A 19595-nucleotide genomic window follows, 5' to 3' on the forward strand; every position below is an offset into this window, starting at 1 on the left:
CACGTGCGGCTTCGTTCGCTCGAACTTTTCCTTCGCCATCGCCCCTCGTTCTCCTCTCGGACTACGGGTTCGGCGGAGTTGCCCCGCGACGGATGCTCCTCTTGCTCGCGCGCGGGCTACGCCCTTTGTTTCGTCAGTGGTCTCGTGAAGGTGGTGGGGGGAGGATTCGAACCTCCGAAGGCATAAGCCAGCAGATTTACAGTCTGCCCCGTTTGGCCGCTTCGGTACCCCACCGCCGGTACCTGGCGCCCGATCGACGCCCGATCGATGAATTCCAGGGTTCGCCGCTTCGGGGCGGCTGTTCGTCCGACTCGACCGAGCTGGCGGTGGGGCTCGAACCCACAACCTCCGGATTACAAATCCGACGCTCTACCGGTTGAGCTACGCCAGCGACCCTTCCGCACAACAGTCTTCTAACATAGGGGTACGCATGGCCAATCGTCAAGGTGTTTTCGGGCACCCGATTCGGCCGTCATTCGAGGGCGCCGTCGCCTCATCTCGCGGCCCGGAGCGGACGCGGCACCTGGATCGTGCGACCCCCCACTCGAAGGCGAGTGAACTCCGCCAGATCCTCCACGATCACGCCCCGGGCCTCGAGTTCGGCGCGAATCGCGTCGGCGCGCGCGAAGTCCCGGTTCGTCCGGGCGCGTTCGCGTTCCCCGACGCGGGCCGTGGCCCATGCGACGAGTTCGTCGTCGCCACCGGATGACTCGCGGTCCCGCACGGCGAGTACTCCGAAGACGCGATCGAATTCGTCGATCATGGCAAGGGCGGCCTCCACGCCCGACGGGGTTCGGGGATGTGCGCGGTCGAGCAGGTGATTCGCTCCCCGGACGAGTCCGAACACTGCGGAGAGCGCTTCACTCACGTTCAGGTCGTCGTCCATCGCCGCTTCGAACCCGGCACGCGCTCGCGCCGCGGCCTCTCCCAGATCGGCCGAGGCATCGGTCTCCGCGTCGCCGGCCCCGCGCAGGCGGTTCCTGAACTCGTACAGGCGGCTCACGGCCTTCGCCGCGGCCTCCAGGCCGTCGAAGGTGAAGTTCAGCTGGGCCCGATGGTGTCCGCTGAGCAGCAGATACCGGATCGCCGAGGGCGCATGTCCGCGTTCGACGAGTTCCGGGATCGTAAAGCAGTTGCCGAGCGATTTCGACATCTTCCGGCCCTCGACCAGAAGGTGTTCGGCATGGAGCCAGAACTCCGAGAACGTCTTCCCCGTCACCCCTTCCGACTGTGCGATCTCGTTGGTGTGATGCGGGAAGAGGTTGTCGATGCCTCCGGTGTGGATGTCGAGCGTTTCGCCCAGGTGGTGCATCGCCATCGCCGAGCACTCGAGGTGCCAGCCCGGCCGGCCCGGTCCCCACGGAGAATCCCATACCGCCACCGCCCCGTCGGCGCCGGGGTCGCCGCCCTTCCAGAGGACGAAGTCTCGCGGGTCATCCTTGTCGTACTCCTCATCCCCCGCGGCCCTGCCGGCGGCCGCGAGTCCCGCGCAGTCGATCCCAGCCAGCCGCCCGTATTCAGGCGCACGCCCGATCGCGAAGTACACGGAACCCTCGCTCTCGTAGGTGAGTCCCCGCTCGGAGAGCGCTTCGATCAGCCGGATCATCCCCTCGACGAAGCGGGTCGCCCGTGGCCGGTGTTCCGGTTCCTCGAGTCCGAGCGTCTCCCAGTCCTCGAGGAACATCTCGATCACGGGATCGGTGACCTCGGCCAGCGGCACGCCCCGGGCAGAGGCCGCCGCAATCGTCCGATCATCGACATCCGTGAGGTTCATGACCTGGCAGACCTCGTATCCCTTGAACCGGAGGTAGCGGCGGAGCAGGTCTTCCCACGTAAAGGCGCGGAAGTTCCCGATATGCGCGCGATCGTACACCGTGGGCCCGCAGGTGTACATCCGCACCCGGCCCGGTTCGAGGGACTTGAACGGGCGGAGCCGCCTCGTAAGGGAGTCGTAGAGCCGGAGACTCATCGCCCGCCCGGAGGAAGGTAGCGTTCCGTTCGCCAGGCGCGGTAGGCGGCGACCTCCTCCGCGCGGCGTTCGCGGGAGACCTGCAGGCAACCACCCAGCTGGCGATCCGACCGGTCGAGGATGAGTCCCGCGAGGACGCCGGCCTCGCGCGCGAAGGCGAGTTCGTCGAGCGGCTCGTACGCGGGCCCGCCGAAGAGGAGTCGCGCCGCGACCCACCCGTCGATGAACCCGTCGACCGCCTCGACTTCCCGTGAGAAGAGCTCCTCGCAGGCCACGTCGGGATCCTGACGCACGGCGTGCATTCGCAGGACCGCGTAGCTCTCGTACGCCCGGCCGGCCTCCCTCAGATTCCCCGGCATCACGAGCGCAGCGCTCGAATCCGTCACGACTTCGACCGCGTTCCATGGCCATGCATCCCGCGCCTCGGATTCGTCCAGCTCCCGCCCGAACGACCGGTAGTAGAGCACGAGAGGGTCCTCCACGAGATCGGTCATGAGGGAGTCGGAACGATCCCGGAAGCCGAGGAGGAGGTCGGCCTCGAACTCCACGACGCCGCCGGAAGGGGCCGTCAGGCGATACTGGGCGTCCAGCGACCCCGCGCCGACTAGTCCGGCGAGCACGGCCAGCGCCGCCGTGATCCGCGGTCGGATGCCCGCGCTACCCGCCGGCCGCGGTGAGGACGAGCTGGGGGCGTTCCGCTTCGGGATCCGACCGCCGATCGAGGAGCCCCGCGAATTCGAGGACGTCATCGCCGGCCCCACCGAGCAGCTCCCGCTCGCGGGCGAGCAGGTTGTTCGAGACCTCGAGCGCCGATCGCTCGCCGGTCCAGTGCTCCTCCACCACATCCCAGCCAAGCTCCTCTCCGATCCGGTGCGTCACATACGCACAGCAGAAAACATCATCCAGAAAACCGTACGGCCCGACCTCATCCTCCGGGATCACATCATCCGGACTCACGAGGTAGGCGATCGCTGCATCCACCAGAATCCGCTGCTGCCGGGTCAGGCGCGGGTCCTTCATGAGGGTGAACATCAACAAACCGTAGACGGGCGCGAGGATGACGACGTCACGCAACGTGCCGGCGTATCGTGCGACCTGATCCTTCATCCCCTGGAGGTAGGCGCTTGGCATCCCCTTCCAATCCCGATCCCGGTGGAACGCGCAACCGGGCGGCCAGCCTGATGGGTACGGCCCGGCGGCGGCCGCGACGCCCCAAACATACCACCGGCCCTTTCGCGCTGTAACCCCTTCACTCCGCTGGAAGCCCGCCGCAAAATGTCACGGGCTGCCGGGTGGCGGGGTGGCGGCGTCCGAAGGACTACTCGACCGTCACGGTCTTCGCGAGGTTCCGCGGGCGATCCACGTCGCAACCCCGAAGGACCGCGATGTGGTAGGCGAGAAGCTGCAACGGAACGACGTTGACGATCGGTTGCAGGAGGGGCAGCGTCGCGGGCACCGGGATGAGGTGATCCACCTTTCGGGCGAGATCGTCGTCCCGGCGGGTCACGAGCGCGATCACGCGGCCGCCGCGCGCCTTCACCTCCTCGATGTTCACGAGCACCTTCGAGTAGACGGCACTGCGCGGAGCCATGAAGACGACGGGCATGTCCTCGTCGATGAGCGCGATCGGGCCGTGCTTCATCTCGGCCGCCGGATATCCTTCGGCGTGGATGTAGGAGATCTCCTTCAGCTTGAGCGCCCCCTCGAGGGCGATCGGGAAGTTCGGGCCCCGCCCCAGATAGAGGAAGTTGCGCGCGGGCGCGAACTCCTCCGCCACCCGCCGGATGTGGTCCTCCGTTGCCAGCACCTCTTCGATGAGGGCGGGAAGCCCGTCGAGCGCGAGCACGAAGCCGCGGCCCTCCTCGCGGGTCATCCCGCGCCGCCTCGCGAGCATGAGGCCGAGGAGCGCGAGAGACACGACCTGCGCCACGAAGGCCTTCGTGGACGCGACGCCGATCTCCGGACCGGCGTGCGTGTAGATTCCGGCGCGCGTCTCCCGCGCGATCGTCGATCCCACGACGTTGACGATGCCGAACGTGGGGGCCCCGAGCCGTCCGGCTTCGCGCACGGCCGCGAGCGTGTCTGCGGTCTCCCCGGACTGGGAGATGCCGCCCACCAGGGTCCCCGGAGCGATGATCGGGTTCCGGTATCGGAACTCGGAGGCGTACTCCACTTCGACCGGAAGGCGCGCGAGTGCCTCGATCAGGTACTCCCCGACAAGCGCCGCGTGCCAACTCGTCCCGCACCCGGTGAGGATGATGCGCTCGGCACCGTCGATGTCCGGGCGGAATTCGTCGAGCCCGCCCAGCCGAGCCGTGCCTTCCTCCGCCAGCAGCCGGCCCCGCATCGCATCGCGCACGGTGTACGGCTGTTCGTGAATCTCGCGGAGCATGAAGTGCGGGTATCCCGCCTTTTCGATCCTCTCGAGGTCCCAGTCGACGCGGCTGATTTCCTTCGGGACGGGCTCCCAGCCGACGCGGCCGCGGTTTCTCCCGAGATCGACGGTTCGGTGCCCTGAAGAGGTGAGGACGGCCATCTCGTCGTCCTCCAGATACACGATGTCGCGGGTGTGTTCGAGAACCGCCGCCACGTCCGAGGCCACCCAGGTCGCTTCTTCGTCCTGCTCCCCGATCCCGAGCAGCAGAGGGGCGCCGCGGCGCGCGACGACGATCCGCCCCGGGTCATGCACGCTCATGACGGCAAGCCCCAGCGTGCCCTCCACCTGGGTCAGCGAGGCGGCGACGGCGCGCTCGAGGTTCCCCTGGAACGCTTCCTCGATCAGGTGCGCGACGACCTCGGAGTCGGTCTCCGACGTGAAGCGGTGGCCGAGTTCGGTGAGCTTCGTTCGGAGTGCGTCGCAGTTCTCGATCACGCCGTTGTGGACCAGCGCGACCTCGCCCCGGCTGCCCGTCAGCGGGTGGGCATTGGCGTGAGTGGGCGCACCGTGCGTCGCCCAGCGGGTGTGAGCGATTCCGGCCTTTCCGGAGAGCTGGACCCCGGCGAGCCGGTCCGCCAGGTCGTCGACGCGGCCCGCGCACTTGTGGAGATCGAGCCGGGAACCGGTGTGGACGGCGAGGCCCGCCGAGTCGTACCCGCGATACTCGAGGCGGCGGAGCCCGTTCAAGAGAAGAGGGACCGCCTCCGCTGACCCGACGTAACCGACGATTCCGCACATCCGCCGTTCAGGCCTCGCGCCGCACGAGGGCTTCGATCCAGTCCGCGCGCTCGTCCGCCAGTTCCTCGCGCGGCGCCTCCGCCATGACGCGGAAGATCGGCTCGGTCCCGGACGGTCTGGCGTGGATCCACGACCCATCCGACCACTCGAGCCGGATTCCGTCCTGCCGGTCCACCTCCGCTCCGGACGGGGCCGCGGCCGCGATTGCGGCCAGCGCCTTCTCCACACCCAGTCCTTCCCGGGGGATCGTTCGCTTCACGATTCGGTACGAGGCCCGCTCGTCGACCAGCGCGCCGAGCGTGGAACGGCTCTCCGCGAGAAACTGCAGGATGAGGGCGGCGGCCAGCGGGGCGTCCCGCGTGAGGTGCAGCCTTCCGTAGATCACGCCGCCGTTTCCCTCTCCCCCGATCGAGCTCCCCGCCTCGAGCATGCGGGAGACGACGTTGGCCTCCGCCACCGGTGTGCGGAGCAACGGCACGCCTACGCGATCCGCGGCGTCCTGAATCAGGCGGCTGGCGGAGAGGTTCGTCACGACGGGCGCCGGCTCGCGCGCCGCCACGAGTTCGACGGCCAGCGCGAGGGTCCAGTCCTCACCCACTGGACGCCCCCTCTCGTCCACCAGGGCGAGGCGGTCGACATCGGGGTCCACGGCGAAGCCGACGTCCGCGCCGACTTCCGTTACGCGTTCGGAGAGCTTTCCGAGGTTTTCCACCAGAGGCTCGGGGGGCCGAGGGAAACGGCCATCGGGTTCGAGATCGAGGCCGCTCACCCGGCAGCCGAGGCTCTCGAGCAGCGGTAGCATGATCGGCCCCCCGGCGCCGCGCACGCAGTCGAGTGCGACGTGGAACGCGTTCGACGCGATGCGTTCGGGGTCGATGATCGGCAGCGACAGAATCCGCTCGATGTGGGCGCGGCCGGCGCCTTCCCGCGCGTGTCTCTCTCCCGTGCGCGCAGACCCGACGTACTCGATCTCTCCCTCGAACCTTCGCTGGACGTCCCGTCCGGCGTCCGGCGAGAGAAACCGCCCCTCGCGCGCCACCAGCTTGAGTCCGTTCCAGGGCGCGGGGTTGTGGGAGGCCGTAACGAGAAGTCCGCCGATCGCGGCCTCGTCCTCCTCCACGGCGAGGAGACCCGTGGGCGTCGCCACCATCCCGAGGTCGCAGACGTCCAGCCCGACAGCCCGGACCCCCGCGGACACGGCGTCGAGCAGCACGGGCCCGGAGACGCGGCTGTCACGGCCGACCACGATGTGCCCCCCGCCCGGGGCTCCGGCGGCGATGTGGCTGGCGAAGGCGGCGCCGTAGCGGGCCGCGATGTCGGGCGTGAGCCCTTCTCCGACGATGCCGCGGATGCCTGAAGCAGAAACGATGAGTGACGTTGACACGCTGTTCTCCACCAACGGTGAGATGGACGCGGGATGTTAATGGTTGGTCGCCCGCGCGGCTTGCGGCGACGGCTCCGGTCGCCCTCCCCGCACGGCGGGAATACCTTGCGCACTCGACCCGCGATGCGTCGTGCCACGCGTCGTCTGCCTCTACCCGAGCCGGAGATGAAGACGTGGACCCAGCCGCCCGACGGTTCGGCACCCGGGCCATCCACGCCGGGCAGCGCCCCGACCCCACGACCGGGGCGATCATGACGCCGATCTTCCAGACATCGACCTACGTGCAGGACGCCGTCGGCTCGCCGCGCGAGGGTTACGACTACGCGCGGGTCAGGAACCCCACGCGCGAAGCCCTGCAGGCGAACCTGGCCGCCCTCGAGAACGGGCGGTACGGCGCGGCGTTCTCCTCGGGCCTCGCCGCGACGGAGGCCATCGTCAAGACGGTGCTCAACGCGGGCGACCACCTCATCTGCGGCGCGGACGTCTACGGGGGCGTCGATCGCATGCTGCGACACGTGTGGGAGCGGTTCGGCGTCGACTTCGATTTCGTGAACACGGGAGATCTCGATCAGGTTCGCGCCGCGATCCGCCCGGAGACGCGCCTCGTCCACGTGGAAACGCCGAGCAACCCGACGATGACGATTACGGATATCGCGGCGTGCGCCGCAATCGCCCACGAGGCGGGGGCCGTTTTGTCCGTCGACAACACGTTTGCGACCCCTTTTCTCCAGCGCCCGCTGGACGATGGCGCGGACGTCGTGATGCACTCGACGACGAAGTTCCTCAACGGACACAGCGACATGATCGGTGGCGCGCTGGTCACGAACTCCGGGGAACTCGCCGAAGGGTTCAGCTTTCAACAGAAGACGAGCGGGGCCATCCCCGGCCCCTTCGACTGCTGGCTCGTCCTCCGCGGCACGAAAACGCTCCACCTGCGCATGCCGGCCCACTGCCGGAACGCACAACGGGTCGTCGATGTCCTCCAGGGGCACGACGAAGTCGAATCCGTCCTTTATCCCGGCCTCGAGAACCACCCGCAGCACGCCTTGGCCGGGCGTCAGATGCGCGACTTCGGCTCCATGGTCAGCTTCGATCTATGTACGGAGGAACGGGCCAACCGCTTCGCCGGACTCACGCAGGTGTTCCAGCTGGCCGAGAGTCTCGGCGGGGTCGAAAGCCTGGTATGCGTTCCCTTTTCGATGACCCACGCCTCGGTCCCCGACGACAAGAAGCGGGAGATCGGACTGGGCCCGGGACTCGTCCGGCTGTCGGTGGGCGTGGAGGACGGCGACGATCTGGCGGAGGACGTCGAGCAGGCCCTCGCCCGTCTCTGAGCGGCGGGTGCGGCAGTCCCGGCAGTTGAAACAGGGAATGGGGGCCGGACGTAGGACCGGGAGCGCGGAAGCCGGCCCCGCGACTCGGCCGGCTCACATTAGCGCGATTTGACGCGCAGGGGGGTGATTGATGGCAGCAGGTGACGAACACCAGAGGCGGATCCTCACACAGATCGCCGCGGTCTCGTGGGAACACCCGGCGGACCGGGCGGCGCTGAATACGCTCCGCAGGATTCCGGGGTTCGACCTCGCCCTGCGAAAGATCCTCGCGCTGTTCGGAGAGCGTGCGCTCCGGCTCGCCTTCAAGGCGAACGCGGTACGGACGTCGGAGACGCAATACGCCTGGGTTCACGCGCGTCTCGCCCGCGTCTGTGAAGTGCTCGACGTGCAGAAGCCGCCGGAGTGCTACGTCTCGCAGACGCCGATCGTGAACGCCGGGGCCGTCGGTTTCGGCGAGCCGTTCATCGTCCTCAACTCTTCGATGCTGGAGATTCTCTCCGAGGACGAGGTCGAGAGCGTGCTCGGCCACGAAGTCGGACACATTCTGTCCGGCCACGTGCTCTACAGGACGCTCCTGATCCTGATCCTCAACCTCGTGATCCTCCGATACACCCTCGCGGGGCTGGCGTTGCGGCCGATCCTCATGGCCCTGATGGAATGGTACCGGAAGAGCGAACTCTCGTCGGACCGCGCCGGGCTCCTCGCGGTGCAGAATCCGCGGGTCGCGATGTCCGCGCTGATGCAGCTTGCGGGCGGCGGGCGCGGCGTCTCCCTGGACCTCGATGAGTTCATCGCGCAGTCGGACGAGTACCGGGCCGGCGGCGACCTCCTTGACGCCGTTTACAAGGTGCTCAACGTGCTCGGCCAGACCCATCCGTTCGCGGTGATCCGCGTGGCCGAACTGCGCGACTGGATCGAGAGCGGCGAGTACGACCGCATTCTCGCGGGCGAGTACCAGCACCGGGACGAGAACGACGACCGCCCGTATCGCGAGGATCTCCGCGAGGCGGCGAAGGGCTATCAGGACGGCGCTCGCGAACTCTTCGACGAGGTCGACGCCGCGGTGGATCGATTGCGGGACCGGCTGACCGGCGCCTTCAGGGGACGCGCGGACGACTAGCGCCCCGCAAGCAGCCGTTGCCCGGCGGGGACGGGCACGTCATCCTGCCGCCATGAACCTCCTGATCATCGGAAGCGGCGGCCGGGAACATGCCTTCGCGGACTGTCTCCGCCGCGACGCGCCGGACGCCACGATCTACGCGGCGCCCGGCAACCCGGGCATGCTCGGCACGGCGGAACTCGTCGACATCCGGGCCGAAGACATCGGAAGCCTGCTCGACTTCGCGGCGGCGCGGCGCATCGACCTCACCGTCGTCGGACCCGAAGCGCCTCTCGCGGCAGGGATCGCCGACCGCTTCTCCGAGGCCGGCCTGCCGGTTTTTGGGCCCGACCGGGCGGGAGCCCGACTCGAGGCTTCCAAGGCGTTCGCCAAACAACTGATGCGCGACTGCGGCGTTCCGACGGCGGACCACGAGACGTTCGACGATGCCGCGGCGGCGCTGGACTACGTCGCGGGCCACGAGGAACCCCTCGTCGTAAAGGCTTCCGGCCTGGCCGCCGGCAAGGGCGCGATCGTCTGCGAAACGCGCGGTGAAGCCCGGACAGCGATCGAGGAGATGTTGGTCGGCCGCAAGTTCGGGGACGCGGGCGGGCGGGTCGTGATCGAGGAGTTCATGCGCGGCGTGGAGTTGTCCGTGTTCTTCGTGGCGGACGGGGAGCGCGCCGTGCCGCTCCTCACATCCCGGGACTACAAGCGCGTCGGCGAGGGAGACCGCGGCCTGAACACCGGCGGCATGGGGGCGTACTCCCCCGCGGCTCCCGCGGATCCGGAGTTCATCGACGAGGTGCGGCGCGAGATCGCGCAGCCCGTGCTCGAGGCGATGGCGGAGTCCGGCGCCCCCTATCGCGGCTTCCTGTACGCGGGGCTCATGCTGACCGCCGCGGGTCCGCGCGTCGTCGAGTTCAACTGTCGGATGGGAGATCCGGAGACACAGGTCGTCCTCCCGCTCACGAGTTCGAACCTGCTCGAACCGATGATGCGGGTCGCGCACGGTGACTCGCTCGCCGGCTGGCGTCCCGAAGCCGTTCCCGGGCACGCGCTCGTCACCGTGCTGGCGAGCGCCGGATATCCGGAGAGCTCGGATTCCGGGCGGCCGATCGAGATTCCGGTCTTCGACCCCGGCAAGGTGAGGGTGTTCCACGCCGGGACCGCGATGAGGGAGGGGCGGCTCGTCACCGCCGGAGGGCGAGTGCTCGGGATCACCGGGTTTGGCGGGACGCTCGAAGAAGCGGCGCGGCGCAGCCGCGCGGCCGCCGCCCGGATCCGATTCGACGGCGCCCATTCGCGATCCGACATCGGCTGGCACGAACTGGATCCCGGCCGGCTCGGGCCGGACGCGTCGGCGCGAATCCGTTCCTCGGGCACGACTTCGGGTCGCTAGGGTCGTGCCGGAACTCCCCGAGGTCGAGACGATGCGCCGGGATCTCGCCCCGCTCCTCCGAGGCCGGCGGATCCGCCGCACCCGGGTCCACCACGACGACCTGATCCTCGGAGGGCTTTCGGCGCGGTCGTTCTCCCGCGCCGTGCACGGACGTACCTTCGGAGACGCGGACCGCCGCGCCAAGTACCTGCTCTTCCCGCTGCATGCGGCGAACGGCATCGACGGTCCGGTCGAGCGGTTGATGCGCGTCCAGGTCCGTATGACCGGCCGTTTCGCGCTCGCCCCGGAACGTCCGGACTCCGCGGAGTTCCGGCACCCGGGCCTCGACCTCGAACTCGACGATGGCCGGACGCTCTTCTACGACGATGTCCGCCGCCTCGGCGGCTTCGATCTGCTGACCCCCGAGGCGTGGAAAACCCGGGAGGCCGCTCTCGGACCGGAACCCCTTGGCCGAACGTTCACCGCCGCCCGCCTGGCTCGCATCGTCGCGCCGCTGCGGGCGCCGATCAAGAACATGCTGCTGGACCAACGGCGCGTCGCGGGTCTGGGGAACATCTACGCCAGCGAGGCGTTGTACCGCGCGAGGATCGACCCGCGCCGACCCGCGGGGTCGCTCGACGCGCAGGAGGTGCGCCGGCTGCATCGGGCGGTGCGGGCGGTCCTCCGCGAGGCGCTCGAGAGTGCGGGAACGACGCTGCGGGACTATCGCGCCGTCAACGGCCGCTCGGGTTCATTTCAGACCCGGCTGGACGTCTACGGGCGCGAGGGCGTCGCGTGCCCCGCTTGCGACCGACCGATCCGCCGGATCGTGCAGGCCGGACGGAGTTCGTTCTTCTGTGTCGGCTGCCAGCGTTAGCATCGTCCGCCCCGGGACGGGATCGACGCATGCCGTCAACGGCCTTCGGAGCGCATATTGGTCGCGGAGCCGTGTAGGATGGGCCGGAACCCGGCATGCGGCGTCGGTCGCGGCGACCCGGCCGCCGCCGGCCCGCCGCCGCGACCCGGAGGGGCAGGATCGAGTGAGCTACTCGGATCACAGCGAGCAGACGCTGGTGGAGATGTGCCTCCGCGGCGATGAACGGGCTGCGCGCGAGATCGTGCTCCGGTTCGAACGTCCCGTCTTTTCCCTCATCTTCCGGATGGTGCGGGACAGGGAACTGGCGGAGGACCTGGCCCAGGAGACCTTCGTCCGTACGTTGAACAATCTCCGCCGCTACGATCCCTCCTACAAATTTTCCTCCTGGCTCTTCAAGATCGGCTACAACCTGACGATAGATCATCTGCGCAGGAAGGAACTCGAAGTCGTTTCCATGCACGGGGCGCCGGACGCGGTGACCCCGGACCGGCAGGCCGCGACGGAAATCACGCTGGTCTCCGGTGACGAACGACCTGATGAACTCCTCGAGGCTCGTGAACTCGGCTCGGAGATCGAAGCGGCCATCGGACAGCTGCGACCCGAATACCGAACCGCGATCCTCCTGCGGCACATCGAGGGCTACGCGTACGACGAGATCGCGCAGGTGATGGAGATCCCGCTCGGCACCGTGAAGACGTATATCCACCGGGCGAGAAACGAATTGAAGGCCGCTCTCGTACATCTGACGGAGCCATAGGAGCCCGCAGCCGCTCTTACCGAGGGTTGCCGGCGCCTCCAGGGGAGAACAGGAGTGAACTTGCCGCACCTTACACCTGAGGAAATCGAGCGATTCGCCAGCCGGAGGCCGGCGTCGTCCCCGCCCGGGACGGCGGTCGACCACCTGGCCGAGTGCGCCCGTTGCCGAAAGGAAGTGGAGGCGCTGCGGGACGTCGTCGCGTTTCTCGAGGGTCTGGCCCCACATCGGCCGACGGACGGATTTGCGGAGGGTGTCGCACGGCGGGTCGACCTCGCGGGTGCCGCGCTCGATCACCGGTTGGCGCAGCTGCCCGAGCGGTCGCCGGCGCCTTCCTTCGCGAGCGATGTCCTGGCGCGCGTCGATCTGCCTCACCCGGCGCTCGACCGCGCGCTCTCAAGGCTCCGCACCTGGTCTCCCGCCCCGGCGTTCGCCGCGGCGGTCATGGCCCGCGTGCGATTGCCGGTCCCCTGGCCGGAGCGGCTCCTGCGCTTCGCGCGGCGGCGCCGGGCGGCGCTGGCCACGGCGAGCGCGGCCATGCTCACCGTGTCGGGTGGCGCCGCTGCCTGGCTGTTCGGCGCTCAGGGCCTGGCGCCCGGCCAGCTTCTCGCGGTTGCCTTCGGCGGTGCGCGGGCCGTTCTGGTCGACGCCATGCTCGCGACGGGCCGTTTGGCATACCGTCTCGGCCTCGTGGACGCGGGTGGATCGATCACCGACCGGATCAGCCCCGCCGCCGCGCTCGGCAGCCTGGCGCTGTCGAGTCTTGTGGGACTCGCCTCCCTCTGGTTCATGGCCAGGATGTTCCGGCAGCCGCTTCCACAGCGCGTTCGCATCGAGAGGGCCGCATGACGCGGGCGCTGGCGTTCCTCTCCTGTTTCGCGGTCGCGCTTCCGGTCGGTGCGCAGGAGGTGGGCATCGCCGACGCCGCGATCACGTTCTCCGCCGTCGGCCGGGCCGAGTTGTGGTTCGAACTGGAGAGCGGTACCGAGCATCGACTACGTTTCGAGGGCGAGACCGTCGAGGTGGACGGAATCGGGATCGGATCCTACGCGGAGCACGGGGGCCTCGAGAGCGCCTGGCGTGATTTCCTCCGCGAGCACGCGGGAGAGGATGCTTCCGCGGTGCGCGGCGGCCTGGTCGAATTCCGACGGTTCCTGGAGGAGTGGAGTTCATCGGCGGAGGCTGCCGACCGGGATGCGGCCCGGGCCCTTGCCGGTCGGATCGACGCGATTCTCGGGCTCGCCGCGCCGTCGCCGGCCGGCGCTGCGCCCGCCCTCCCGGCGGGCGAACCGGCGCCGGGGATCTCCGGCCGACCGGGACCCATGCAGATCGTCCCCGGCGGACTCGGCTTCGACGTCACGGGCGAGCTGGACCGGCTACGCGACGCGCTCGGACGGCTCGGCGACTCCGGCGAATTCACCGAGGGCCGGCTGGCCATGATCGTCCACGGCGACTACGAGGTTCTCGCCGAGGCCACGATCCCGGGGGATGTCGCCATTCTCGACGGAACGCTGAGACTCGATGGGGATGTCGCTGGCGACATCCTCGTGCTGGACGGCGCGCTCGTGCTCGACGGCGGCGCGCGCGTACGAGGCGATGTGCTTCAGGTCGGAGGCGAGGTCGACTTCGGTGAAGACGCGTCAAGGGTCGAAGGGGAGGTCCTCTCCGACATCCGGCTGACGCCGTCGGAACCGTCGGCGGGGGCAGCGCCGGACGTTCCCTCCGTTCAGCGCGTCGAGTCGTTCGAAACCCCGATGCACATGCGGCCCGCGCAGCCGGGCCTCGGGTCGCGTCTGGCGCGGAACTTCGGGCGAGCCGCCGAGGGGGTGATCGCCGCGGGCTGCGCCTTCATGGTCCTCGCCGCACTCGGCTTGCTGCTCGTGTACTTCGGGCGGCGCCGGCTGGAGACCGTCTCGGATACGGTTCGGCTGGAGTTCGCCCGCTCGTTTGCGATGGGCCTCGCCGGGGAGGTGCTGTTCCTCCCCGTGCTTCTCGTCCTCACGGTGCTGGTCATCACATGGCTGGTCATCCCCTTCTTCCTGGTCGCCGCAGGGCTCGCCGCGGTCTTCGGATATCTCGCGGCGGCGCACGCCGGCGGCGAGATATTCGCCCGACGCCGCTTCCGCTCCGAATGGCTGGAGAGACTGCGCCGTTCGAACTCCTATTACTACGTCGTCAGCGGACTCGCGCTCCTGGTGCTCCCCTTCGCCGCCGGCGCCGCCCTGTGGGTGTTCGGCGGCGCGGCGGATTTCGTACGCGGCCTGATCCTCTTCGTGGCCATCGTCGGCACCTGGATCGTCGTCACGGCCGGGTTCGGGAGCGTCCTGCTCACGCGGGCCGGCGGACGGAGCGTCGTGATCGACTGGTCGGCGGACAGCGCCCCCGGTGATGGTGCGTCGGCGGGAGCCGGGACCGATCGGCCCTCCGCCCCCGCAGATGATGCCTGATGCCCCGATAGCCCGCGCCGCGGCGCGGACGCTGCCGGTCGTGTTCAGTTTCCTCTCGCTCGGCGGAGCGCTGACGCCGGTCGCGGCGCAGGAGTGGCGGGACTTTCGGGCGGCGCGGCAGATCGGCGACCTGGAAGCGCTGGAAATCGAACTGATGTACGCGGGAGGGCGGCTCGACGTATCCCCGTCGGAGACACAACTGCTTTACGACGTGCGGCTCCGCTACGACGCCGAACGTTCCCTTCCCCGTCGTGAATGGCGTCGTGTCGGTCGAACGGGACACCTTCGGCTGACCGCGTCGTCATCTCCCGAGGACGGGCGCGATGCCGACGATGCTGCGTGGTCCGGCGACCTGGAACTCGAACTCGACGACCTTCCTCGAGATGCGGACGCAGCCGGGAGGCTGGACCTGTCGCTGAATCCCTCGGTGCCCACGGATCTGTGGCTCGGGATCGGCGCCGGACGAGCGCGCCTCGACCTCGGCGGCGCCCACCTTACGGCGCTTGAACTCATCACCGGCGCCAGCGATGTCGAGATCGTTTTCGCTCGCGAGAACCGCGCGGCGATGGAGTTGCTGTCCATCAGGTCGGGTGCCACGGCCTTCATGGCCGAGAACCTCGGCAACGCCCGCTTCCGGCGCCTGGAGTTCTACGGTTTCGTCGGCGATGTGGTCCTGGACTTCTCCGGATCCTGGCGATCGAGCGCCGAAGCCGAGATCAGGATGGGACTGGGCGAACTACTGATGCGGGTGCCGGCGCACATCGGCGTCCGGGTTCGGCGGAGCGGACTCGCTTCACTGAGCGCGGAGAGCTTCGAGAAGGTGGGGGATTACTGGCTGAGTCCGAACTGGGAGACGGCGCGCGTGCGGCTGGAAGTTACGCTGGTCGCCGGGCTCGGTTCCGTCATCGTGGAGCACGGCTAGCAGCCTCGTCGCGCAAGGCTTCCACCGCATCCAAGCGGGTGACGGCCGCGGACGCGATGCTCGCGAAAGCGCGGGCTTCCGGTGCGTCCGGTCTTCCGATCGATGTGGGGACGCCTCGATCGCTCTCCTCGCGCACGGCCACGCCGAGCGGCACGGCGCCCAGGAAGGGCACGTCGATCGAGCCGGCGAGCCGCTCGCCGCCACCGGCGCCGAAGATGTCGTGGGTCTCGCCACACCCGGGACACGCGAAGCCGCGCATGTTCTCGACAATGCCGAGGACCGGCACATCGAGCTTCTCGAACATCCGGATACCGCGCAGCACGCCGCCGACCGCCACGTCCTGCGGCGTGGTCACCATGACCGCTCCGTCCACGCGCACGAGTTGACACAGCGACAACTGCGCGTCGCCCGTCCCCGGCGGCATGTCGATCACGAGGTAGTCGAGTTCCCCCCATGCGACCTGCTGGAGGAACTGGCGGATGACCCCCATGATGATGGGTCCGCGCCAGATCGCCGGAGCGTCCTCCTCGATGAGGAATCCGATGCTCATGAGCTTTACCCCGTGCGCCTCCAGAGGCACGACTTCTTCGCGGTCGATCCGTGGCTTCTCCTGGATGCCGAACATCGTCGGGATGTCCGGACCGTAGATGTCGGCGTCGAGCAGTCCGACGCGATGGCCCCGCCGGGTCCAGGTTGCGGCGAGATTCGTGGAGATCGTGGATTTCCCGACGCCACCCTTGCCCGAACTCACCGCGACGACGCGGCCCACGCCCGGCATGGGCGGCGCCTGCGAAGGGTGGCGCCGTGCCGCTCCCCCGTCGTCGCCCTTTGGGGGCGGCCCGGGACGCTTGGGCGCGGGATCCATGATCGGAAGCGGCCGGGGGCCGCGGGTCGGCGTGTCGGACACGGGTTGACGCTCGACTACGCGACGGCCTCGACGGAATGGACCATTGGGAGCGCGTGGCAAAGGTGCTGTTCGATCCCGGCCCGAAGCGTGGCGGTCGACATGGGACAGTCGTAGCAGGCGCCGACGAGCCGAACCGCGACGCACCCGCTCTCCGGGTCGAACGAAACGAGCTGAATGTCCCCTCCGTCCGCGCGCACCGCGGGACGGATGTCGTCGAGGACTCTCTCGATCTCGTCGAGCGTGCTCTCAACGGTGGCAGTGCTCAAATCGTCTGGATCCTGGCGCGGGTCGGGGGAGCGTTTCCGTGCCCTGCGGACACCCCGGAGTCGACGTTTCGGAGGGCTTGAGAAAGGTAGGATTCCGCCGTCCGGCGGTCAACGAGAGCTGGGCAGAAAAAGGAGCTCGCTTTCCACCGTCGCGGACGGCCGGCCCGGGCGGAGCCGGATGAGCGGACTCTCGGTCCACACGGCTCCCATGTCTCGATAGTGTAGATCGAGCGGGTTGCCGGCCTGCCCCGTGGGCAGCAGGAAGTAGCCCGCCATGTCCGCGAGCGCGGCCCGAGCGACGAATCTCGCGCTGGGGCCGTACTCGCTCACGACCGGGAACTTCCACGCTGTGGAGTCGAGACGCGCTCTCAGCGACGGGGCGTCGGGGCGAACGGTGTGGGGCCCGCCACGCGACGGATAGGGCCCGACGTGGAAGCCGAACAGGCGGTCGAGGAACGCCACGGTTCCGAGCGGGTGGGCCGACCGCTCGTGATGGACCTCCCCCCACGAGCGTGCCGGCGCGACCGCCGCAGTGCGAGCCGCCTCTTCTTCCAGCGCTTCGAGGCGCTCGACCTCCGGCGTGCGTGCATCGTCGATCCAGGCACTGTCCCCGGTTTCGACGATCTCCATGAACGCGATATCGGGGAACCACCCGTCTCCGTCCTCGAACTCATCGGCGACGATGAGTTCGCGCAGTCGGTAGAGCCAGGTGAAGAAGGGCACGGCGCCCCGGGAGGCCATCTCGGTGCGCAGATCCCAGCCCTCGAGCTGGAGCGCGAGCGAATCGAGACCCGCGCGACGAGCGGCCCGCACGGCGCGTGGCCGGTAGCGCTCCGCCCAGAGGCTGTGGCTGTCCAGCTGGGCCTCGCGCATGTCCTCCACCGTCCAGTCCGTGGCGCGAGACACGAGGTCATCGATGCGCCGGGCCCGGAACGGCGCCGGATAGTAGGCGCCCACCCGTCCGAAGAGGGACCGGGCCTGGAGGTTGTTCGCGCTGACAAGATATCCTCGTTCCGGGTCCCGCAACGCGGGCATCGCCTCAGGCGGCCAGAAGCCCGGCCAGCCCCCGGGCAGGCGCTCGAAGGAGATCGGGGAGGCGCCTTCTCCAGCCGGGCGCAGGGGCACGGATCCGGCCATGCGGTAGCCGATTTCTCCGCTCGACGCCGCGTAGACCACGTTCTGGTGAGGCGAGCGGAAGTGCGCGACCGCCGCCACGAACGCGTCCACGTTCGAGGCCCGGTTCATCTCAAGAAGAGCCGCGAAAGGCCCCCCGGGTTCGAGCCCGGTCCACAGCAGCGACAGCGTGAGTCCTCCGGCCGGTACGACATCCGTGATCACCGGGCCGCGCGCCGTCGAACGTACGACCCAGGTCTCCGGCTCGTCGCGCCCCCGCACGCGGATCTCCTCCGTCCGGGTCTCGAAGGGCCGCCAGTCGCCGGCGTCGCGATACATCGACCCGTCGAGGTTGATGCCTTCAACGACGAAGTCCGCGTCGTCCACCTCGGCGTTCGTGAACGACCATGCGATATCCCGGTTGAGTCCGACGATGACGCCGGGAGTTCCCGGGATGGACAGACCCGCGACGGCCAGCTCCGAATCCTCGGCCACGATGGAGTTGAGGTACCAGGTGGACGGCGCCCGGAGAGCGAGATGCATGTCGTTCGCGAGCAGCGGAACGCCATCCGCGGTGCGCGATCCCGCCAGCGCCCAGGAGTTCGAGGCGTGGAAGCCGAAGCGGGAGAGGTAGATCAGAGGATCGGGGGATGAGGCCGCGACGCCTGAATCCGGGGGAATCGGGGTCGGCGCGACGGCGATTCGCGGCGGCGAGGTGCCGGAAGGGAGGGTGTCCTGGAGGATGGTCGGCCCCCAGGCGGGGTATCCGGCCCTCAGCGCCCGCCGGTGATCCGCGTCGAGCGTCGCGAGCGCGGTCATCCGATCCAGTTCCTCCCGCCACTCCGAGAGGTCCAGCGACATGATACGGCCGATCGAAAGGGACGCCTGCGGACTCCACGGCTGCGGCTCGATGCCGAGGATGAGGAATTCGGGTGGCCACGGCCCGCGCCAGCTCGCGATGCGGGCGTTGACGCCCTCCGCGTATGCCTCGAGGAGGGCCCGATCCGTCTCCGCGATCTCGTCGAGTTCGCGGCCCGCGGCCGACCACAGGTCCAGCGTACGCGCGAGGCGGTCCGCGTCGATGGCGACCGGACCGAAGAGTTCGGCCAGACGTCCGCGCGCGACCCGCTGGAAGAGCTCCATCTGCCACAACCGGTCGGAGGCGTGGATGAACCCCTGGACGCGCATGGCGTCGAGTTCGGTCGTGGCGGAGATGGAGGGAACCGCCCATTCGTCGAACGTTACCGTAGCGGGCTCCGCCAGGCCCGTCAGGAGGTGCCGGCCGGATCGCGGCTGCATGGATCGCTGCAGATGGAACCACGCAAACGTCGTGAGAACTCCCACGATCACAAGGCCGGCCGCCAGTCCGACTCCCGCACGGCGCCGAAGGCTCATGGGTCGCGGCGGTCCGTGGGAGCGGGAGACGTCGGTCCCGCGTCGAGCAGGGCGTGGTGGAGCGAGACGTAGCGCTTGCCGTCACGAATCACGAGCGCCCGGGCGACAAGGTCATCAAGCAGCCCGCGCACCCGGTCGAGAGGAAGTTCGAGCCGGTCGGCGAGCGGAGACACGCCCGTGCGGCCGAGACTCCAGACCTCGCGCCACACCGCGGTGGCGCCGGGATCGAGCGCGCCCATCAGCAACGGTTCCCCGTCCGTGCTCTCGGCGGCGGCCGCGAGCCCCCGGCGCCGCAGGACCGAGTCGATCGGCCCGAGGTGGTGCTCCGCGATCCCGCGAAAGAGGATGAAGGACCGGCGCGTGGACGTGTCCGACGCGAGCAGCACGAGCTTCGCGACGATCTCGTCCGCGCAGGAAAAATCGATCACGGGGACGTGCCGCAGGTCGAGCACCGCGAGGACCGTGCGGTCCGCGTCGGCGATCTGGCGTTCGACCGTCGCCCGCACCGTCCGGCCGGTGGGACGTGTGACGAGGTAGCTGAAGAGCGTCGTGTGAGCGACGGCCGGCCTCAC

General features: G+C 69.1%; 17 protein-coding genes and 2 tRNA genes. 8 read left to right on the forward strand and 11 right to left on the reverse strand.

What is annotated here, in order from left to right; all coding sequences use genetic code 11:
* Positions 1-151: 151 nt before the first annotated feature.
* From RN729_RS02240 to RN729_RS02270, 7 genes are all read right to left on the reverse strand, one after another.
* Positions 152-234: transfer RNA gene (locus tag RN729_RS02240), tRNA-Tyr, on the reverse strand.
* An 84-nt stretch (positions 235-318) separates the two neighbouring features.
* Positions 319-391 (reverse strand) — tRNA-Thr (locus tag RN729_RS02245).
* 102 nt (positions 392-493) lie between these two features.
* On the reverse strand, positions 494-1969 hold the full coding sequence (gene cysS, locus RN729_RS02250) for a cysteine--tRNA ligase (protein WP_310782007.1): 1476 nt from the start codon (positions 1967-1969) through the stop codon (positions 494-496).
* Entirely contained in the window at positions 1966-2589 is a 624-nt protein-coding gene (locus RN729_RS02255; protein ID WP_310782008.1) for a hypothetical protein, read from the reverse strand. The genes cysS and RN729_RS02255 overlap by 4 nt, the downstream gene beginning before the upstream one ends.
* A gap of 37 nt (positions 2590-2626) precedes the next feature.
* The gene (locus tag RN729_RS02260; RefSeq protein WP_310782009.1) at positions 2627-3100 is read right to left on the reverse strand and encodes a DUF1232 domain-containing protein; all 474 of its coding nucleotides are present in this window, start codon (positions 3098-3100) and stop codon (positions 2627-2629) included.
* Positions 3101-3287: 187 nt separating this feature from the next.
* A complete protein-coding gene (gene glmS / locus RN729_RS02265) occupies positions 3288-5144 on the reverse strand; it encodes a glutamine--fructose-6-phosphate transaminase (isomerizing) (RefSeq protein ID WP_310782010.1) in 1857 nt (618 codons plus the stop codon).
* 7 nt (positions 5145-5151) lie between these two features.
* Positions 5152-6528, reverse strand: a complete 1377-nt coding sequence (locus tag RN729_RS02270) for a hypothetical protein (protein ID WP_310782011.1) — start codon at positions 6526-6528, stop codon at positions 5152-5154.
* A gap of 173 nt (positions 6529-6701) precedes the next feature.
* Between RN729_RS02270 and RN729_RS02275 the strand changes: the two genes are divergently transcribed.
* From RN729_RS02275 to RN729_RS02310, 8 genes are all read left to right on the forward strand, one after another.
* Positions 6702-7862 carry a cystathionine gamma-synthase gene (locus RN729_RS02275; RefSeq protein WP_310782012.1) on the forward strand — a complete coding sequence of 387 codons (1161 nt, stop codon included), beginning with the start codon at positions 6702-6704 and terminating at the stop codon, positions 7860-7862.
* 130 nt (positions 7863-7992) lie between these two features.
* Entirely contained in the window at positions 7993-8982 is a 990-nt protein-coding gene (locus RN729_RS02280) for a M48 family metallopeptidase (RefSeq protein WP_310782013.1), read from the forward strand.
* Positions 8983-9034: 52 nt separating this feature from the next.
* Positions 9035-10363 carry a phosphoribosylamine--glycine ligase gene (gene purD / locus RN729_RS02285; protein WP_310782014.1) on the forward strand — a complete coding sequence of 443 codons (1329 nt, stop codon included), beginning with the start codon at positions 9035-9037 and terminating at the stop codon, positions 10361-10363.
* Positions 10364-10367: 4 nt separating this feature from the next.
* Complete coding sequence (gene mutM / locus RN729_RS02290; protein WP_310782015.1) at positions 10368-11219, forward strand: bifunctional DNA-formamidopyrimidine glycosylase/DNA-(apurinic or apyrimidinic site) lyase; 852 nt, start codon at positions 10368-10370, stop codon at positions 11217-11219.
* 163 nt (positions 11220-11382) lie between these two features.
* Positions 11383-11976: a sigma-70 family RNA polymerase sigma factor gene (locus RN729_RS02295; RefSeq protein WP_310782016.1), complete on the forward strand. Its 594-nt coding sequence runs from the start codon at positions 11383-11385 to the stop codon at positions 11974-11976.
* Positions 11977-12030: 54 nt separating this feature from the next.
* Complete coding sequence (locus RN729_RS02300; RefSeq protein ID WP_310782017.1) at positions 12031-12822, forward strand: hypothetical protein; 792 nt, start codon at positions 12031-12033, stop codon at positions 12820-12822.
* Positions 12819-14420: a hypothetical protein gene (locus RN729_RS02305; protein ID WP_310782018.1), complete on the forward strand. Its 1602-nt coding sequence runs from the start codon at positions 12819-12821 to the stop codon at positions 14418-14420. The genes RN729_RS02300 and RN729_RS02305 overlap by 4 nt, the downstream gene beginning before the upstream one ends.
* Entirely contained in the window at positions 14413-15342 is a 930-nt protein-coding gene (locus RN729_RS02310) for a hypothetical protein (RefSeq protein ID WP_310782019.1), read from the forward strand. The genes RN729_RS02305 and RN729_RS02310 overlap by 8 nt, the downstream gene beginning before the upstream one ends.
* On the opposite strand, the gene RN729_RS02315 is transcribed toward RN729_RS02310, so the two are convergent.
* From RN729_RS02315 to RN729_RS02330, 4 genes are all read right to left on the reverse strand, one after another.
* Positions 15323-16120, reverse strand: a complete 798-nt coding sequence (locus tag RN729_RS02315) for an Mrp/NBP35 family ATP-binding protein (RefSeq protein WP_310782020.1) — start codon at positions 16118-16120, stop codon at positions 15323-15325. The two genes, RN729_RS02310 and RN729_RS02315, sit on opposite strands and share 20 nt — an antisense overlap.
* Positions 16121-16263: 143 nt before the next feature.
* Positions 16264-16515, reverse strand: coding sequence for a NifU family protein (locus tag RN729_RS02320; RefSeq protein WP_310782021.1), 252 nt, complete (start codon positions 16513-16515; stop codon positions 16264-16266).
* A gap of 108 nt (positions 16516-16623) precedes the next feature.
* On the reverse strand, positions 16624-19023 hold the full coding sequence (locus tag RN729_RS02325) for a penicillin acylase family protein (protein ID WP_310782022.1): 2400 nt from the start codon (positions 19021-19023) through the stop codon (positions 16624-16626).
* A complete protein-coding gene (locus RN729_RS02330) occupies positions 19020-19595 on the reverse strand; it encodes a hypothetical protein (RefSeq protein WP_310782023.1) in 576 nt (191 codons plus the stop codon). The genes RN729_RS02325 and RN729_RS02330 overlap by 4 nt, the downstream gene beginning before the upstream one ends.

The organism is Candidatus Palauibacter polyketidifaciens, assembly GCF_947581785.1.
GTDB classification, from domain to species: domain Bacteria; phylum Gemmatimonadota; class Gemmatimonadetes; order Palauibacterales; family Palauibacteraceae; genus Palauibacter; species Palauibacter polyketidifaciens.

Coding starts and splice junctions, on each gene's coding strand:
- RN729_RS02310 (WP_310782019.1), top strand. CDS start 14,413: ATGCCTGATGCCCCGATAGCCCGCGCCGCGGCGCGGACGCTGCCGGTC.
- RN729_RS02305 (WP_310782018.1), top strand. CDS start 12,819: ATGACGCGGGCGCTGGCGTTCCTCTCCTGTTTCGCGGTCGCGCTTCCG.
- cysS (WP_310782007.1), bottom strand. CDS start 1,969: ATGAGTCTCCGGCTCTACGACTCCCTTACGAGGCGGCTCCGCCCGTTC.
- purD (WP_310782014.1), top strand. CDS start 9,035: ATGAACCTCCTGATCATCGGAAGCGGCGGCCGGGAACATGCCTTCGCG.
- RN729_RS02280 (WP_310782013.1), top strand. CDS start 7,993: ATGGCAGCAGGTGACGAACACCAGAGGCGGATCCTCACACAGATCGCC.
- RN729_RS02325 (WP_310782022.1), bottom strand. CDS start 19,023: ATGAGCCTTCGGCGCCGTGCGGGAGTCGGACTGGCGGCCGGCCTTGTG.
- RN729_RS02315 (WP_310782020.1), bottom strand. CDS start 16,120: ATGCCGGGCGTGGGCCGCGTCGTCGCGGTGAGTTCGGGCAAGGGTGGC.
- RN729_RS02260 (WP_310782009.1), bottom strand. CDS start 3,100: ATGCCAAGCGCCTACCTCCAGGGGATGAAGGATCAGGTCGCACGATAC.
- glmS (WP_310782010.1), bottom strand. CDS start 5,144: ATGTGCGGAATCGTCGGTTACGTCGGGTCAGCGGAGGCGGTCCCTCTT.